This window comes from Pseudomonas asiatica, assembly GCF_009932335.1.
Taxonomy (GTDB): domain Bacteria; phylum Pseudomonadota; class Gammaproteobacteria; order Pseudomonadales; family Pseudomonadaceae; genus Aquipseudomonas; species Aquipseudomonas asiatica.
Window position 1 is genome coordinate 2,145,448 of the sequence record NZ_BLJF01000001.1, and the last position, 14,439, is coordinate 2,159,886.

The 14,439-nt window shown below is 63.2% G+C and carries 12 protein-coding genes; 9 read left to right on the top strand and 3 right to left on the bottom strand.

Annotated elements, in window-relative coordinates:
• The first annotated feature begins 75 nt into the window (after nt 1-75).
• The 9 genes from GYA95_RS10075 to GYA95_RS10115 all read left to right on the top strand — a co-directional run bounded on the left by GYA95_RS10075 (nt 76) and on the right by GYA95_RS10115 (nt 10,631).
• The gene (locus GYA95_RS10075) at nt 76-1,602 is read left to right on the top strand and encodes a flavin-containing monooxygenase (RefSeq protein ID WP_043935650.1); all 1,527 of its coding nucleotides are present in this window, start codon (nt 76-78) and stop codon (nt 1,600-1,602) included.
• Nucleotides 1,599-2,474, top strand: coding sequence for an alpha/beta fold hydrolase (locus tag GYA95_RS10080; protein ID WP_003257190.1), 876 nt, complete (start codon nt 1,599-1,601; stop codon nt 2,472-2,474). Before GYA95_RS10075 ends, GYA95_RS10080 begins: the two co-directional genes overlap by 4 nt.
• Before the next feature lie 194 nt (nt 2,475-2,668).
• Nucleotides 2,669-3,826, top strand: coding sequence for an iron-containing alcohol dehydrogenase (locus GYA95_RS10085; RefSeq protein WP_015270450.1), 1,158 nt, complete (start codon nt 2,669-2,671; stop codon nt 3,824-3,826).
• Between the two features lie 12 nt (nt 3,827-3,838).
• Nucleotides 3,839-5,170, top strand: a complete 1,332-nt coding sequence (locus GYA95_RS10090; protein ID WP_015270451.1) for an APC family permease — start codon at nt 3,839-3,841, stop codon at nt 5,168-5,170.
• Nucleotides 5,171-5,249: 79 nt separating this feature from the next.
• Nucleotides 5,250-6,674 carry a gamma-aminobutyraldehyde dehydrogenase gene (locus GYA95_RS10095; protein ID WP_015270452.1) on the top strand — a complete coding sequence of 475 codons (1,425 nt, stop codon included), beginning with the start codon at nt 5,250-5,252 and terminating at the stop codon, nt 6,672-6,674.
• Between the two features lie 45 nt (nt 6,675-6,719).
• Nucleotides 6,720-7,973, top strand: coding sequence for an aspartate aminotransferase family protein (locus tag GYA95_RS10100; RefSeq protein ID WP_015270453.1), 1,254 nt, complete (start codon nt 6,720-6,722; stop codon nt 7,971-7,973).
• A 96-nt stretch (nt 7,974-8,069) separates the two neighbouring features.
• The gene (locus GYA95_RS10105) at nt 8,070-9,449 is read left to right on the top strand and encodes an aspartate aminotransferase family protein (protein WP_015270454.1); all 1,380 of its coding nucleotides are present in this window, start codon (nt 8,070-8,072) and stop codon (nt 9,447-9,449) included.
• A 54-nt stretch (nt 9,450-9,503) separates the two neighbouring features.
• Nucleotides 9,504-10,412, top strand: coding sequence for an NAD(P)-dependent oxidoreductase (locus GYA95_RS10110; protein ID WP_015270455.1), 909 nt, complete (start codon nt 9,504-9,506; stop codon nt 10,410-10,412).
• Nucleotides 10,413-10,478: 66 nt separating this feature from the next.
• The gene (locus tag GYA95_RS10115) at nt 10,479-10,631 is read left to right on the top strand and encodes a hypothetical protein (RefSeq protein ID WP_043935652.1); all 153 of its coding nucleotides are present in this window, start codon (nt 10,479-10,481) and stop codon (nt 10,629-10,631) included.
• Nucleotides 10,632-10,680: 49 nt separating this feature from the next.
• On the opposite strand, the gene GYA95_RS10120 is transcribed toward GYA95_RS10115, so the two are convergent.
• The 3 genes from GYA95_RS10120 to GYA95_RS10130 are packed head-to-tail and all read right to left on the bottom strand — an operon-like array spanning nt 10,681 to nt 14,368.
• A complete protein-coding gene (locus GYA95_RS10120; RefSeq protein WP_015270456.1) occupies nt 10,681-12,339 on the bottom strand; it encodes a cation acetate symporter in 1,659 nt (552 codons plus the stop codon).
• Nucleotides 12,336-12,659, bottom strand: a complete 324-nt coding sequence (locus GYA95_RS10125) for a DUF485 domain-containing protein (RefSeq protein ID WP_015270457.1) — start codon at nt 12,657-12,659, stop codon at nt 12,336-12,338. The genes GYA95_RS10120 and GYA95_RS10125 overlap by 4 nt, the downstream gene beginning before the upstream one ends.
• A gap of 56 nt (nt 12,660-12,715) precedes the next feature.
• Nucleotides 12,716-14,368 (bottom strand): acyl-CoA synthetase, encoded by a 1,653-nt coding sequence (locus GYA95_RS10130; RefSeq protein ID WP_043936168.1) that lies wholly within the window; start codon nt 14,366-14,368, stop codon nt 12,716-12,718.
• Between the last annotated feature and the right edge of the window lie 71 nt (nt 14,369-14,439).

The following is a 14,439-nucleotide window of genomic DNA, read 5'->3' on the forward strand; positions in this document are numbered from 1 at the left end:
GCGTTGCCAATCCTATTCTTGCCAAACGATCAAGTCATTTGACCAAGTCTCTATAACACAACAATAGGAGGCGACATGTCCTCTCACACTGCTCTTCCGGTTGAGCCGCTCGATATTTTGATCATGGGAGCCGGTGTGTCTGGCATTGGTGCGGCAGCCTACCTGCGGCGTCATCAGCCGCACAAACGATTTGCGATTCTCGAGTCCCGCGAACGAATGGGCGGCACCTGGGACCTGTTCCGCTACCCTGGCATTCGCTCCGACTCGGACCTGTACACCTTCGGTTTCGACTTCAAGCCCTGGACCAAGGCAAAGTCCCTGGCGGACGCCGCAGACATTCTCGAATACCTGCGAGAAGCCATCGACGAATATGAACTGGCGTCCTTCATCCAGTACCGGCAGAAAGTCGTTTCGGCGAACTGGCAGAGCGATAAAGGGCTCTGGGCAGTGAGCGTCGAGGATGGTCACACGGCAGAAACCCGCATCATCGAGTGCCGCTGGTTGTTCAGTGCAGGCGGTTACTACCGCTATGACCAAGGGTTCAGCCCACGCTTCGAGGGCACGGAGGCGTTCAAGGGACAGATCATTCATCCCCAGCACTGGCCGGAAAACCTGGACTACACGGGCAAGCGTGTCGTCGTCATCGGCAGCGGTGCAACGGCGGTAACCTTGATTCCAGCGATGGCGGACAAGGTCGCCAGCATCACCATGCTGCAGCGCACCCCTTCCTACATCATCAACCAGCCCGCCAAAGACTCCGTTGCAGCGTTTCTGCGCAAAATCCTGCCTGCGCAAACCGCCTATTCCCTGACACGCTACAAGAACGCCAAGATCACCCTGGCTTTCTGGGCATTCTGCCAACGCTTCCCCAAGCTTTCGAAAAAGCTGCTGCTGTGGCTGACCCGCAAGGAATTGCCCAAAGACTACCCGGTCGACGTACATTTCAACCCGCCCTACAACCCCTGGGACCAGCGCTTGTGTTCGGTCCCCGAAGGCGATCTGTTCAAAGCCATCAGCGCAGGCAAAGCCGACATCGTCACCGATCACATCGAGCGGTTCACCGAGTCCGGAGTATTGCTCAAATCGGGCAAGACACTGAAGGCCGACATCATCGTCACCGCCACGGGGCTGAACGTACAGCTGTTCGGCGGCATCACCCTGCACAAGGACGGCCGACCGGTGATACTCAGCGAAACCCTGGCCTATAAAGGCATGATGCTCTCTGGTGTGCCCAATTTCGCCTTTGCCGTGGGCTACACCAACTCGTCCTGGACCTTGAAAGTGTGCCTGCTGTGCGATCATTTCTGTCGCCTGCTGGGCTTCATGGACAAACAGGGCCACAACGTCTGCGAACCCAAGGCGCCAGCCGGTATCGAAACCCGCCCCTTGCTGGACTTTGGCGCCGGCTACGTGCAACGCGCCTTGGACAGCATGCCGCGCCAAGGGCCGCGTGAGCCCTGGGTGATGTCGATGGACTACTTCCGCGACGTCAAACTGCTGCGTCGGGGCAACGTTGCCGACAAGTGCCTCTCGTTCACCACAGTGCCCAACGCGCCTTTGCACGCTGGTGTCATGCTGCAGCAACAAGGTAGCCGTCGATGAGCGCCGATCGCTTCTGCGAGCTACCGGGGGAGCGCAAGCTCTGCTATCGCACTCACGGCGATGACGACGCCCCGGCGGTCCTGCTCATCGTCGGCCTGGGGCTGCAATTGACCTACTGGCCGCAACCGATCATCGCCGGCCTGGTCGAGCGCGGGTTCCGCGTCATCACGCTGGACAACCGTGACTCGGGCCGATCGTTCTTCACCGACGTGGTACCTCCCACGGCCATGCAGCAGTTCCTGCGCAAGCGCACTCCCGGCTATGACCTGGGCGACATGGCCAACGACGTGATCGGGCTCATGAACGGCCTGAACCTGGAAACGGCGCACGTGGTGGGGATGTCGATGGGCGGCATGATCGCCCAGACCCTCGCGGCCCGGTACCCCGAGCGCGTCAGGACGCTCACTTCGATCTTCTCGACCACCGGCTCGCTGCGCGTCGGCCAGCCCGCGCTCAAAGCCCTTTTCCAACTACTGCGCCGCCCGCCGCGCAACCAGCAGGAAAGCGTTCGGGACTACGTGGACATCATGCGACTGATCGGCTCGCCCCTCGAATGCGACGAGCAAGCCCTGCGCAACTACGCCACGCAGGCCTGGGAGCGCGGCGGCGGCGAGGTGAGCAACCTCGGCACCGCCCGGCAGATCGGCGCCATCATCAACTCTGGAGACCGCACCCAGGAGCTGCAGCGGGTTCGCTGCAGCACGCTGGTCATCCACGGGGACAAAGACCTCATGGTCGCGACCACCGGAGGCTTCGCCACGGCCGCGGCGATTCGCCAGTCGAGCCTGGTGCTGTTGCCTGGGATGGGGCATGACTTCCCAACGTGCCTGTCGGGCACACTGCTTTCCCTGCTGGCAGGGCACATGCGCTAACACCGTTTCCATTTAGGGGCGGATTGCTTGGCCGCCCCTCTTTTTATTCCACCAGAGGTTTCTCGCAACAGGCTTAACCCAAACCCAAAACAACAACATTCCAGTTTCAAGCACACCTGAGCCGCGACGACGGCCTGGCGCGATGCTCCTCCACTGCCCGTTCAACAACGACAACAACTGAGCAAGAGGTACGTATGGAATTCAAGTTCTTACTCCCCACCAAAGTCGTGATGGAGCCAGGCCTGCGTGAGCGCACTGGCGAGCATCTGCGTGAATTGGGGCTCAAGCACGTTCTGATCGTCACGGATGCCGGGGTCAAGGCCGCCGGGCTGCTGAACAGCGTTTACGCCAGCCTGGAAAGGTCGGGCATTTCGTTCGACGAAATCGCGGACGTGAAGGCGAACCCTCGCAGCGAAGACATCAACCGCGCGGCACAGCTGTACCGCGGCAAAGGTATCCAGGGCCTCCTGGCCATCGGCGGCGGCAGCGCGATGGACGCGGCCAAGGCCATCAGCCTGCTGCTGACCCACGAGGGCCGGATCGAAGACTACGAGGGTTCTTTCACCCTTAAGCATGCCATTCCACCTATCGTCGCCATCCCGACCACCGCCGGCACCGGCAGTGAAGTGACCTGCTTCGCGGTGATCACCGACACCGTCCGCCATTTCAAGATGAGCGTCCAGGATTACCGGGTCGGGCCCGTTTTGGCACTGCTCGACGCCCATATTCTCGACACGCTGCCTTCGTCGATTGCCGCCGCAACCGGCATGGATGCCCTCACCCACGCCATCGAAGCCTACACCGGTCGCATGGCGAACCCGATCAGCGACGGCCTGGCGCTGCACGCCATCCGCCTGATCAGCCAACACCTCAAGCCCGCCGTGCTGGAGCCTGGCAACCTGCACGCCCGCCAGCAGATGCTGGTGGCTAGTCTGATCGCCGGCATGGCCTTCGGGAACGCCGACGTCGGCAGCGTGCACTGCATCTCCGAAGCCATCGGTGGCATGTACGACACACCGCACGGCGTGGGCAACGCGATCTTCCTGCCCTTCGTGTTCGGTCACAACCGCGATGCCGACATCACCCGCCACGCCCAGGTCGCCTATGCGCTCGGGATCGACCCCAACCTCTCGCCGGCCGAGGCCGCCGAGGCCGCTGTCGGTTACCTGTTCCAGATGAGCAAGGATCTGGGCATCCCCCGCTTCGCCGAGGTGAAGGGCGTGCGCGAGGAAGACTTCCTGACCATCGCTGAAAAGTCGAAGAAAAACTTCTCCGACGCCAGCAATGCCAAGGAAATGACCGTCGAGACCTACCGTGAAATCGTCGCCACTGCTTACCACTTCGTAGCGTGAGGGATGTCAGTCATGAGCGAATCAATCCCTAGCGCTTCGCTGAAGCGCACCCTGGGTCCGTTTTCGGTACTGCTGTTCGGCCTGGCGTTCCTGGCGCCGTTGATCGTCTTCGGCACCTATGGCGTGATTACCCAGGCCAGCGGCAACACCACGGCGATGGCCTACCTGATCGCGGCGACCGGCGTGGTGTTCACGGCGTTGAGCTATGGCCGGCTGGTCAGGGTGTTCCCGGTGGCCGGTTCAGCCTACACCTATACCCGCAAGATGCTGAGCGCGAACCTCGGTTTCATGGTGGGCTGGGCCGCCCTGCTCGATTACTTCTTCATCCCCATGCTGATCTGGCTGCTCGGTGCCAGCTACCTCAACATGGCGTTTCCAGAAGTGCCGCAGTGGGTGTGGATCATCGGGTTCATCGTCTCCACCTCGCTGCTGAACGTGCTGGGCATCCAGGTTGCCAACCGTTTCAACGTGCTGTTGATGGTCGCGCAACTGGCCATCATCGTCGTGTTCATCGGCCTGTGCGTGCACTACATTGTCGCGGCCAACGGCCCTGGCGGGCTGTTGTCGGCCAAGCCGTTCTTCAACCAGAACGTGCCCTTCGCCACCAGCATGGCCGGCGCCGCCATCGCCGCGTACTCGTTCCTGGGCTTTGACGCGCTGTCCACGCTCAGCGAGGAAACCCGCGACCCGGGCCGCACACTGCCGCGCGCCATCCTGCTGGTCGCGTTGATCGGCGGCTCGGTCTACGTCGGCTCCTCGTACTTCATGTACCTGGCGCACCCCTCCCCCACATTCGAGTTCGTGGACGGGGCTGCCTTCGAGATAGCCCGCATGATCGGCGGCGACCTGTTCTTCGTCGTGGTCCTGGCGGGGATCATCATCGCCCACTTCGCCGCAGGCATGTCATTCCAGGCCAGCGTGGGCCGGCTGCTGTACGCCCTCGGCCGGGACAACCAACTGCCACGCAAGCTATTCGGGGCCTTGCATCCTCGTTACAAGACCCCGGTCTTCAACATCCTGCTCTGCGGCATTTTCGGCACCGCAGGTTTTGGCCTGACGATCGCCACCGCGACGTCCCTGGTCAATTTCGGCGCTTTTCTAGCCTTCACCGCCGTCAACCTCTGCGCGTTGCGGCTCACCTTTGACGCACGCGTCAAGGACGGGGCCGGCCTGCTGCACGGCGTGCTTTTCCCACTCATCGGCCTGGTCACGGCCGGCTGGATGCTGGCCAGCCTGGATAAAGACGCACTGATCATGGGTTGTAGCTGGCTCGCCCTGGGCGCGGTTTACCTCGCCTGCCGGACCAGCTTCTTCCGCAACCCAGTGCCTGACGCGCTGGCGTAGCGGCCACCTTCCAATCGAATGCCCTGACGACAACCACAAGGCAAGGCCATGGCCTTGCCGTTCAATGGCGAGAATCGACATGCAAACCAAACTCTTGATCAACGGTGCCCTGGTGGCCGGCGAAGGCGAAAACCTCGACGTGTACAACCCGTCCCTGGGCAGCGTCCTGGTACAGACCACCGAAGCCAGCCGTGCCCAGGTCCATGCCGCGGTGCAAAGCGCGGATGCGGCCTTCGACGCCTGGTCGCAAACGCCGCCCAAGGACCGCGCGGCACTGCTGCTCAAGCTCGCTGACAGCATCGACGCCCAGGCGCCGGTGTTTGCCCGCCTGGAGGCAGACAACTGCGGCAAGCCGTTCACCGCCGTGTTGCAGGATGAACTGCCTGCCGTATCCGACGTGTTCCGCTTCTTTGCCGGTGCCGTGCGCTGCCTGCAGGGCTCGGCGGCGGGCGAGTACATCCCGGGCCACACCTCGATGATCCGCCGCGACCCGGTGGGCGTGGTCGCCTCCATCGCGCCGTGGAACTACCCCCTGCTGATGGCAGCCTGGAAACTGGGCCCAGCCTTGGCCGGCGGCAACACCGTCGTGCTCAAGCCGTCGGAACACACGCCGATGAGCACCTTGAAACTGGGCGAGTTGCTCGCCGACATCTTCCCCGCCGGTGTGGTCAACATCGTGCACGGTCGCGGCGCCTCGGTGGGTGAGCCGCTGACCAGCCACCCCCAGGTACGCATGGTGTCGCTGACCGGCTCCGTGCGCACCGGCAGCCGTATCATCGAAGGCACCGCCGACAGCGTCAAACGCATGCACATGGAGCTCGGTGGCAAGGCACCGGTGTTGATCTTCGACGATGCCGACATCGACGCCGCCGTCGAAGGCATCCGCGCCTTCGGCTTCTACAACGCCGGCCAGGACTGCACCGCCGCATGCCGCCTCTATGTGCAGAAGGCGGTGTACCCGGAGTTCGTGCGCAAGCTCGGCGAAGCCGTGTCCAGCATCAAGTGCGGGCTTCAGGATGACCCGGCGACCGAGATGGGCCCGCTGATCACCCAAGAGCACCTGGAGCGTGTCGAGGGCTTCGTGAACCGTGCCAAGGAACTGCCTCACATTGAGGTGGTCACCGGCGGCAAGCGCGCTGCGGGCGGCGGCTTCTTCTTCGAGCCGACGGTCCTGGCCGGCGCTACGCAGGAGGACGAGGTAGTGTGCCGTGAAATCTTCGGCCCGGTGGTGACGGTTTCGCCATTCGAAGACGAAGCCCAGGCACTGGCATGGGCCAATGAATCGGACTACGGCCTGGCCTCGTCGGTATGGACCGCCGATGTGGGTCGCGCCCATCGCCTGGCCGCTCGCCTGCAATACGGCTGCACCTGGGTCAACACCCACTTCATGCTGGTGAGCGAAATGCCCCATGGTGGCGTGAAGCTGTCCGGCTACGGCAAGGACCTGTCGATGTACGGGTTGGAAGACTACACCGTGGTTCGCCACGTGATGTTCAAGCACTGACCGCCCACGACCCAGATAGCCCAGATCATTTTTCAAGAGGTTTGCATGAACAACATCGAGACATTCGAAAGGCTCGAGTCCAACGTGCGGATGTACTGCCGTGACTTGCCGCTGGTGTTCGATACCGCCCAAGGCAGCAAGATCCGAGGTGAAGACGGCCGCGAGTACCTGGACTTCTTCGCTGGCGCCGGCGCCCTGAACTATGGCCACAACGACCCGCGCATGCGCGATGCCTTGATCGCGTATCTGTCGTCCAACGGCGTGACCCACGCCCTCGACCTGCACACCACCACCAAGCGCCAGTTTCTCGAAGCGATCGAGCGCGACCTGTTCAAGCCACGCGGCTGGGACTACAAGGTGCAGTTCACCGGCCCGACCGGTGCCGACGCCGTCGAGGCGGCGTTGAAGCTGGCGCGCAAGGCGACGGGGCGTACCAAGGTCGTCTCGTTCTATGGGGCTTACCACGGCATGACCGCCGGCGCCTTGGCCGTCACCGGCAACCGCACTCGCCGTGGCCCTGGGCTTTCCACCGATGTGGTGTTCGTGCCGTACGAAGACAGCCCCTACGGCGAATTCGACAGCATTGGCTTCCTCGAGCGCCTGGCCAACGACCAGGGCAGCGGCTCGGAGCTACCGGCGGCGGTGATCGTCGAGTCCGTGCAGATCCAGGCCGGCGTCTACCCGGCTTCCAACGAATGGCTGCAACGCTTGCGCAAGTGGACCAGCGATCACGGCGTGTTGCTCATCTGCGACGAAATCCAGGCCGGCTGCGGGCGCACCGGCGACTTCTTCGGCTTCGAGCGCTCCGGGGTGGTGCCAGACCTGATCACCTGCGCCAAATCGATCGGCGGCTTCGGCCTGCCGATGGCGATCGTGTTGATTCGCGCCGGGCTGGATGTGTGGCAACCGGGCGATCACATCGGCACCTTCCGCGGCAATCAACTGGCCTTCTTGACGGCCCAGATCGCGCTCGGCTATTGGCGCGATGAGTCGTTCCTGAAGTTGCTGGCCACCAACTGCGCGGCCATGGAGCGCGCGGTCGCCGGTTTCGCGGAAATTCCTGGCGTCGCCTCCGCGCGCTGTCGCGGCATGATCGCCGGCATCGACTTCGGTCGCGGCAACGTCGCATTCGCCAAGGATGCCCAGCAGCGTGTGCTGCAGGCGGGTGTGCTGGTCGACCGCTGCGGCCCGAACGGCGAAATCATCAAGCTGATGCCACCGGTGAACACCCCGACCGACCAGCTCGAAGAAGGCCTGAAAGCCTTCGGCGAATCGGTCGCGGCAGCGTTTAGCCAGTAACTGCACGGGCCTGCGGTGCGGCCTGTATCGATACAGCGCCGCATGCAGGCTCATCGCGTGCAGTCGACAACCCGTCCGTGGCAGGAAATCACACCAATGAGCAACGTCACTTCAACCATCCAGAATGACTTGGCTTCATTCATACACCCCAACACCAACCTGGCGCAGCACCAGGAAATCGGCCCCCTCGTGATCGCCGGCGGCGACGGCGTGCGGGTCTTCGATGAGCAAGGCAACGCCTACATCGAGGCGATGTCGGGCCTGTGGAGCGTTGCCTTGGGCTTCAGTGAAAAGCGCCTGGTCGACGCCGCCGTCGAGCAGTTCAGGCAACTGCCCTACTACCACAGCTTCAGCCACAAGACCAACGCCCCGGCGGCGGCGCTCGCCGCCAAGCTGGCCGAGCTGGCGCCGGGCGACCTGAACCATGTTTTCTTCACCAATTCAGGCTCCGAAGCCAACGACTCGGTGGTGAAGATGCTCTGGTACGTGAACAACGCGCTGGGCAAACCGCACAAGAAGAAATTCATCTCTCGCCAGCAGGCCTATCACGGCGCCACCATCGCTGCCGGGAGCCTGACCGGCATCCCCTCGATTCATCGCGACTTCGACCTGCCGGCCATCCCGGTTCACCATCTGACGTGCCCGAACTTCTACCGGTTCGCCCGGCCAGGGGAAACGCAGGAAGCCTTTTCGGCCCGCCTGGCGAACGAACTGGAGCGCTACATCCTCGCCGAAGGGCCGGAAAGCATTGCCGCCTTCGTCGGCGAACCGGTGATCGCAGCGGGCGGCGTGATCCCTCCTCCCACTGGCTACTGGGCGGCGATCCAGACAGTGTGCAGGCGCTACGACATTCTTGTGGTGATCGACGAGATCGTCACCGGTTTTGGCAGGCTGGGCACGATGTTCGGGGCTCAGCTGTACGACATCCAGCCCGACATCATGGTGCTCTCCAAGCAGCTCACCTCTTCCTACCAGCCGCTGGCGGCCGTGGTGGTGTCCGATGCCATCAACGATGTACTGGTGAGCCAGAGCCAGCGCCTGGGGGCATTCGCCCATGGCCTGACCTGCACGGGCCACCCCGTCGCCACCGCGGTTGCGCTGGAAAACATCCGCATCATCGAAGAGCGCGACCTGGTTGGCCATGTCCAGCGCCTGGCCCCCATGTTCCAGCGCCACCTGCGCACGTTCGAAGACCACCCGCTGGTCGGCAACGTCCGAGGCGTCGGGCTGATGGGCGGGATCGAACTGGTTGCGAACAAGGCCACCGGCCAACCGTTCGCCCAGCCAGGTGCACTGGGTGGCTACGTGTTCACACAGGCCCACAAGCATGGGCTGATCATTCGCGCCCTCTACGACACGATCGCGTTCTGCCCGCCGTTGATTACCACGCAGGGCGACATCGAAGCGATCTTCAGCGCCTTCGAGCGCACGTTGGCTGATGCAACGGACTGGGCCCGATCGCAGAACCTGCGGTGAGCAAAGGCTCTCCCGTGGGGCATCACATAAAACAACAATCAAGAGGCTTTGAACGTGCGCGAACAAAATGATGAAAGTTTCGAGTTTGATGTGTCCGTGGTCGGGCTCGGTGCGATGGGAACGCTCATGGCACACGCGTTGCTCAAGCAAGGCAAACGCGTGGCGATCTGGAATCGATCACCCGGCAAGGCTGCGTCGCTCGTCGCCGCTGGCGCTCACCTGTGCGACAGCGTTGAAACCGCGCTGGTTGCAAGCCCGGCCACGATCTTCGTGCTCCTGGACAACCACGCGACCCACGAGGTGCTCGGGATGCCAGGTGTGATGCATGCACTGGCCAACCGTACGATCGTCGATTACACCACCAACGCCCAGGACGAGGGACCGGCGCTTCAGGGCCTCGTCAATCGGGCGGGCGGCCATTACGTCAAAGGGATGATCGTGGCCTACCCGCGCAACGTCGGCCATCGCGAAAGCCACAGTATTCATACCGGCGATCGTGAGGCCTTCGAGCAGCACCGGTCGCTGCTTGAAGGGCTCGCCGGCCATACGGTGTTCCTTCCCTGGGGCGAAGCATTGGCCTTCGCGAGCGTGCTCCACGCCCATGCGTTTGCCGCGATGGTTGCGTTCTTCGAGGCCGTGGGTGCGAGCGAACGGTTTGGCCTGTCGGTTTCGAAGACAGCCAGGCTCCTGCTCGACACGTCACGCTTTTTCGTCGCCGACGCACTCGAGGAAGCGGCACGCCGGCTCGAAGCGCAGGATTTCGCAGGCGACCAGGCGAGGCTCGATGTACATGTAGATGCCTTCGCGCACATTGCCCAATCCCTGCATGCACAAGGGGCCTGGACGCCAGTGTTCGACGCGGTATGCCAAGTCGCGCAGCGCGCGGCATCAATGGGCTATGGCAACCAGGACATTGCAGCCATCACCCTGTCATTCGCCCACGACAAAGCGCCCGGGCACTAACCGCGTGATACTGGCCTTTCGGATCGAACCTGAAGACAACAACAATAAAAATCGCTGGAGGATCATATGCGCCGATTTGGTTTTCTACTGGCCGTGTTGACGCTGGCCGTTTTCCTGAGTGCCCTGCTTGCCCCCAGGCCTTCTCTCGTCAACCGAGCGGCGGCGCAGCGCATGGGGCATCCGATCACCAGCATCGGCGAGATTTTCAGGGGGTATTAACGAGGTTTCACCTGGCCGCTGGCACGCATCCGCCAGCGGCCGCAGGTAATCAATGATCGACCGCACCGCTGGCACCAAGGCCGGTCTGGCCCCTTACGAACTGGTCGGCGAACGCCGCCCTTTCTGCCTTGGCTCGCGCAGTCCGGTCTAGCCGGGAAACGCCATACGCCACCGCAAACGCCAGCGGCATGGAGAACAGCGCAGGCTGGGTATAAGGGAACAGCGGCTCGGGAAAGTGCAACACATCCACCCACACGAGCTTGGAAAACACCACGAAGCCCATGGCGCTGACCAACCCCACGTAGCCACCGGCCAACGCGCCGCGCGTGGTCAACCCCGACCAGAACATCGACAGGAACAGCACCGGGAAGTTGGCCGAAGCGGCGATGCCAAAGGCCAGCGCGACCATGAAGGCCACGTTGATGTTTTCGAACACGATGCCCAGGGCTATCGCCACCAGGCCAAGGCCCAGGGTCGCCAGCTTGGTCACCCGCAGCTCCTGGGCCTCGCTGGCCGCGCCTTTCATGATCACCCGCGCATACAGGTCATGGGCGATGGCGGACGCCCCGGCCAGGGCCAGGCCTGACACCACGGCCAGGATGGTGGCGAAGGTCACGGCAGACAAAAAGCCCAGCAGCAGGTTGCCGCCTACAGCCTGGGCCAGGTGCATGACCACCATGTTGCCCCCGCCCACCAGCTTGCCACCCACCTGCCCGCCTTCGAAGAACTGCGGCTGCTGGCTGACGATCACGATCGACGCCAGGCCCAGCAGGAAAATGACATTGAAGAAGTAGCCGATGAACCCGGTGGCATAGAGCACCGACTTGCGTGCCTCCCGGGCATCGCTGACGGTGAAGAAGCGCATCAGGATATGCGGCAGCCCGGCGGTGCCGAACACCAGCCCCAGGCTCAGCGACAGCGCTGTCAATGGGTCAGCCAGCAGGCTGCCGGGCGCCAGCAGGCGCTCGCCCAGGGCATGGGTGTGCATGGCCTTGCTGACCAGGGTGTCATAGCTAAAGTCGAATTCGCGCATCGCCAGGAACAGCACCACGGAGCCGCCCACCAGCAGCAGGAATGCCTTGATGATCTGCACCCAGGTGGTCGCCACCATGCCGCCGAAGGTCACATACAGCATCATCAGCGCACCGACGATCACCAAGGCGATGTGATAGTCCAGGCCGAACAGCAGCCTGATCAACTGCCCGGCCCCGACCATCTGCGCCACCAGGTAGAAACACACCACGGTCAGCGAACCGATGGCGGCCATGGTGCGCACCTTGCCCTGGTCGAGGCGGTACGAAGTGATGTCAGCGAAGGTGAAGCGGCCCAGGTTGCGCAGCCGCTCGGTCATCAACAGCAGCAACACCGGCCAGCCCGCGAAGAAGGCAATGAGGTAGATGTAGCCGTCCATGCCGGAGGTGTAGATGAGCGCGGTGATCCCCAACAGCGTCGAGGCGGACATGTAGTCACCGGCCAGCGCCAGGCCATTCTGCCAGCCCAGGATGCCGCCACCGGCACTGTAGAAGTCCGCCGTCGAGCGGGTGCGCCGCGCTGCCCACCAGGTGATGCACAGGGTGAACAGCACGAACACCATGAACATGCCTATCGCATGCAGGTTGAGCGGCTGACGCTGGCCCGCGCCGAGCGCAGGCGAAGCCAACAGCAGGCCGGAGTGCAGCAACAAAGCCAGAGGCAGTAGTTTCTTCATGCGCCCCACTCCTCTTCCAGCCCGGCGACCAGCGTCTGCGTCAGGCGATCGAATTCGCCATTGGCCCGGTACACATAGAACGCCGACAGCGCACAGAAGAACACGAACAGGAAAGCGCCGGCCGCGACGCCGAAGGTCATGTTCGACCCCTCGACCAGGCGCCTGGCGATCAGCTCGGGCCAGAACGATACCAATGCGATGTAGCCATAGAACAAGGCCAGGATCAGCACGAACAGGCTCAGGGTAAAACGGTTTCTGCGCGTCACCAGTTGCTGGAACCGGGCACTGGCGCGAACGCGCGCGTATAACAGGCTGGACATGGGACACCTCGCTCAATGTACTTGTTGTTATGGGGTGTGCAGCTGTTGCAGCTCGATCAATGCTCGGCGTCGGCGGTCTGCGCCTCCTGTTGCCGGGCCCACTCGCGCAGGACGAACTTCTGGATCTTGCCGGTGGCGGTCTTGGGCAGTTCCGTGAGCGACACATGCCGCGGCGCCTTGAAGTGCGCCAGGCGTTCACGGCACCAGCGGATCAGGTCGGCCTCCGTAACCGTGGCCAGCGCATCAGCGCGCAAGGTGACGAACGCATGGGGTGTCTCACCCCAGCGCGAGTCCGGGCGCGCCACCACCGCCGCCTCAACCACCTCTGAGTGCTGGTAGAGCACTTCCTCGATTTCCAGCGAACTGATGTTCTCGCCACCGGAGATGATGATGTCCTTGGCCCGGTCCTTGATTTCCACGTAACCGTCCGGGTGCAGCACGGCCAGGTCGCCCGTGTGCAGCCAGCCATTGGCCAATGCGGCCCGGGTGGCCTCTGGGTTGTGCAGGTAGCCTTTCATCACGGTGTTGCCGCGCACCACCAGCTCGCCAAGGGTAAGGCCATCGGCTGGAACCGGGCGGCCGGTATCGGTATCCAGCACCGTGGCCTCCTCGAGCATCGGGTGGGCGACACCCTGGCGGCTCATGAACTGCGCCCGGGCCTCAAGCGGCAACTCGTCGACCCCCGGCTGCCACAGGCACAATGTGCTGGGGCCATAGCTTTCGGTCATGCCATAGGCATGGGTGATGTTGAAGCCACGCGCCTCCATCGCCGCAATAACCGCACTGGGCGGGGCAGCACCGCCAGTGATCACCGATACCGGCACCGGAGGGGCACTGGCATGCTCGGCGTGGATCAGCATCGACATCACCACCGGGGCGGCGCTCAGGTGAGTCACGGCATGCTCGGCGATGGCGGCGTTGATCGCATCAGGCTGGACCTTGCGCAGACACACGTGGGTGCCACCGGACAACGTCACCGCCCAGGTATGGCTCCAGCCGTTGCAGTGGAACATCGGCAAGGTCCACAGGTAGACGCTGCGCGGCCCCAACTGGAAGATCAGCGCCCCAGCGCAGGCGTTTAGGTAGGCGCCGCGGTGATGCAACACCACGCCCTTGGGGTCCCCCGTGGTGCCGGAGGTGTAGTTGATGGCGATCGACTGCCATTCGTTCTGTGGCGCACTCAAGGGTCGCGCGGGGTCGCCCTGGGCCAGGAACGCTTCGTAGTCCAGGTCGTGGGCCAGGTCGGCGCGCTCGGCCTGATCATCGTCGATGCCCACCAGCAAGGGCGGCGCATCGAGCATGGCCAGCGCCTGACTGGCCACGGCACCGAACTCGCGGTCGCAGATCAATACCTTGGCCGCGCAGTGCCGCAAGATGAAGGCGATGCTGCGTGCCTCGAGCCGAATGTTGATGCATACCAGCACCGCCCCGGCACCGGGCACGCCATAGTGGGCTTCGAGCATTTCAGGGATGTTCGGGGCCAGTATCGCCACCCGTTCGCCCGGTTGCACACCGACCCGCTCCAGGGCACTGGCCAGAGCACGGCTGCGCTCGTGCAACTGAAGATAGTTGTAACGCCGCCTACCATAGACCACCGCATCTCGCTGCGGATATACCTGTGCGGCCCGCTTGAGAAACGACAGCGGCGACAGCGGCACATGGTTGGCTTCGTTGGGGGCAAGCTCGTGATCGAGGGTTGGAACCATCATGGCAGACACCTCATCGACACTTTGCTCAGGTTTTGCACGCACATACCTACCTCCTGTTCTTGTTATTATTG

Bases quoted from the DNA above. Each gene is read 5' to 3' on its own strand.
- GYA95_RS10075 (WP_043935650.1), top strand. From the start codon at position 76: ATGTCCTCTCACACTGCTCTTCCGGTTGAGCCGCTCGATATTTTGATC.
- GYA95_RS10080 (WP_003257190.1), top strand. From the start codon at position 1,599: ATGAGCGCCGATCGCTTCTGCGAGCTACCGGGGGAGCGCAAGCTCTGC.
- GYA95_RS10085 (WP_015270450.1), top strand. From the start codon at position 2,669: ATGGAATTCAAGTTCTTACTCCCCACCAAAGTCGTGATGGAGCCAGGC.
- GYA95_RS10090 (WP_015270451.1), top strand. From the start codon at position 3,839: ATGAGCGAATCAATCCCTAGCGCTTCGCTGAAGCGCACCCTGGGTCCG.
- GYA95_RS10095 (WP_015270452.1), top strand. From the start codon at position 5,250: ATGCAAACCAAACTCTTGATCAACGGTGCCCTGGTGGCCGGCGAAGGC.
- GYA95_RS10100 (WP_015270453.1), top strand. From the start codon at position 6,720: ATGAACAACATCGAGACATTCGAAAGGCTCGAGTCCAACGTGCGGATG.
- GYA95_RS10105 (WP_015270454.1), top strand. From the start codon at position 8,070: ATGAGCAACGTCACTTCAACCATCCAGAATGACTTGGCTTCATTCATA.
- GYA95_RS10115 (WP_043935652.1), top strand. From the start codon at position 10,479: ATGCGCCGATTTGGTTTTCTACTGGCCGTGTTGACGCTGGCCGTTTTC.
- GYA95_RS10120 (WP_015270456.1), bottom strand. From the start codon at position 12,339: ATGAAGAAACTACTGCCTCTGGCTTTGTTGCTGCACTCCGGCCTGCTG.
- GYA95_RS10125 (WP_015270457.1), bottom strand. From the start codon at position 12,659: ATGTCCAGCCTGTTATACGCGCGCGTTCGCGCCAGTGCCCGGTTCCAG.
- GYA95_RS10130 (WP_043936168.1), bottom strand. From the start codon at position 14,368: ATGATGGTTCCAACCCTCGATCACGAGCTTGCCCCCAACGAAGCCAAC.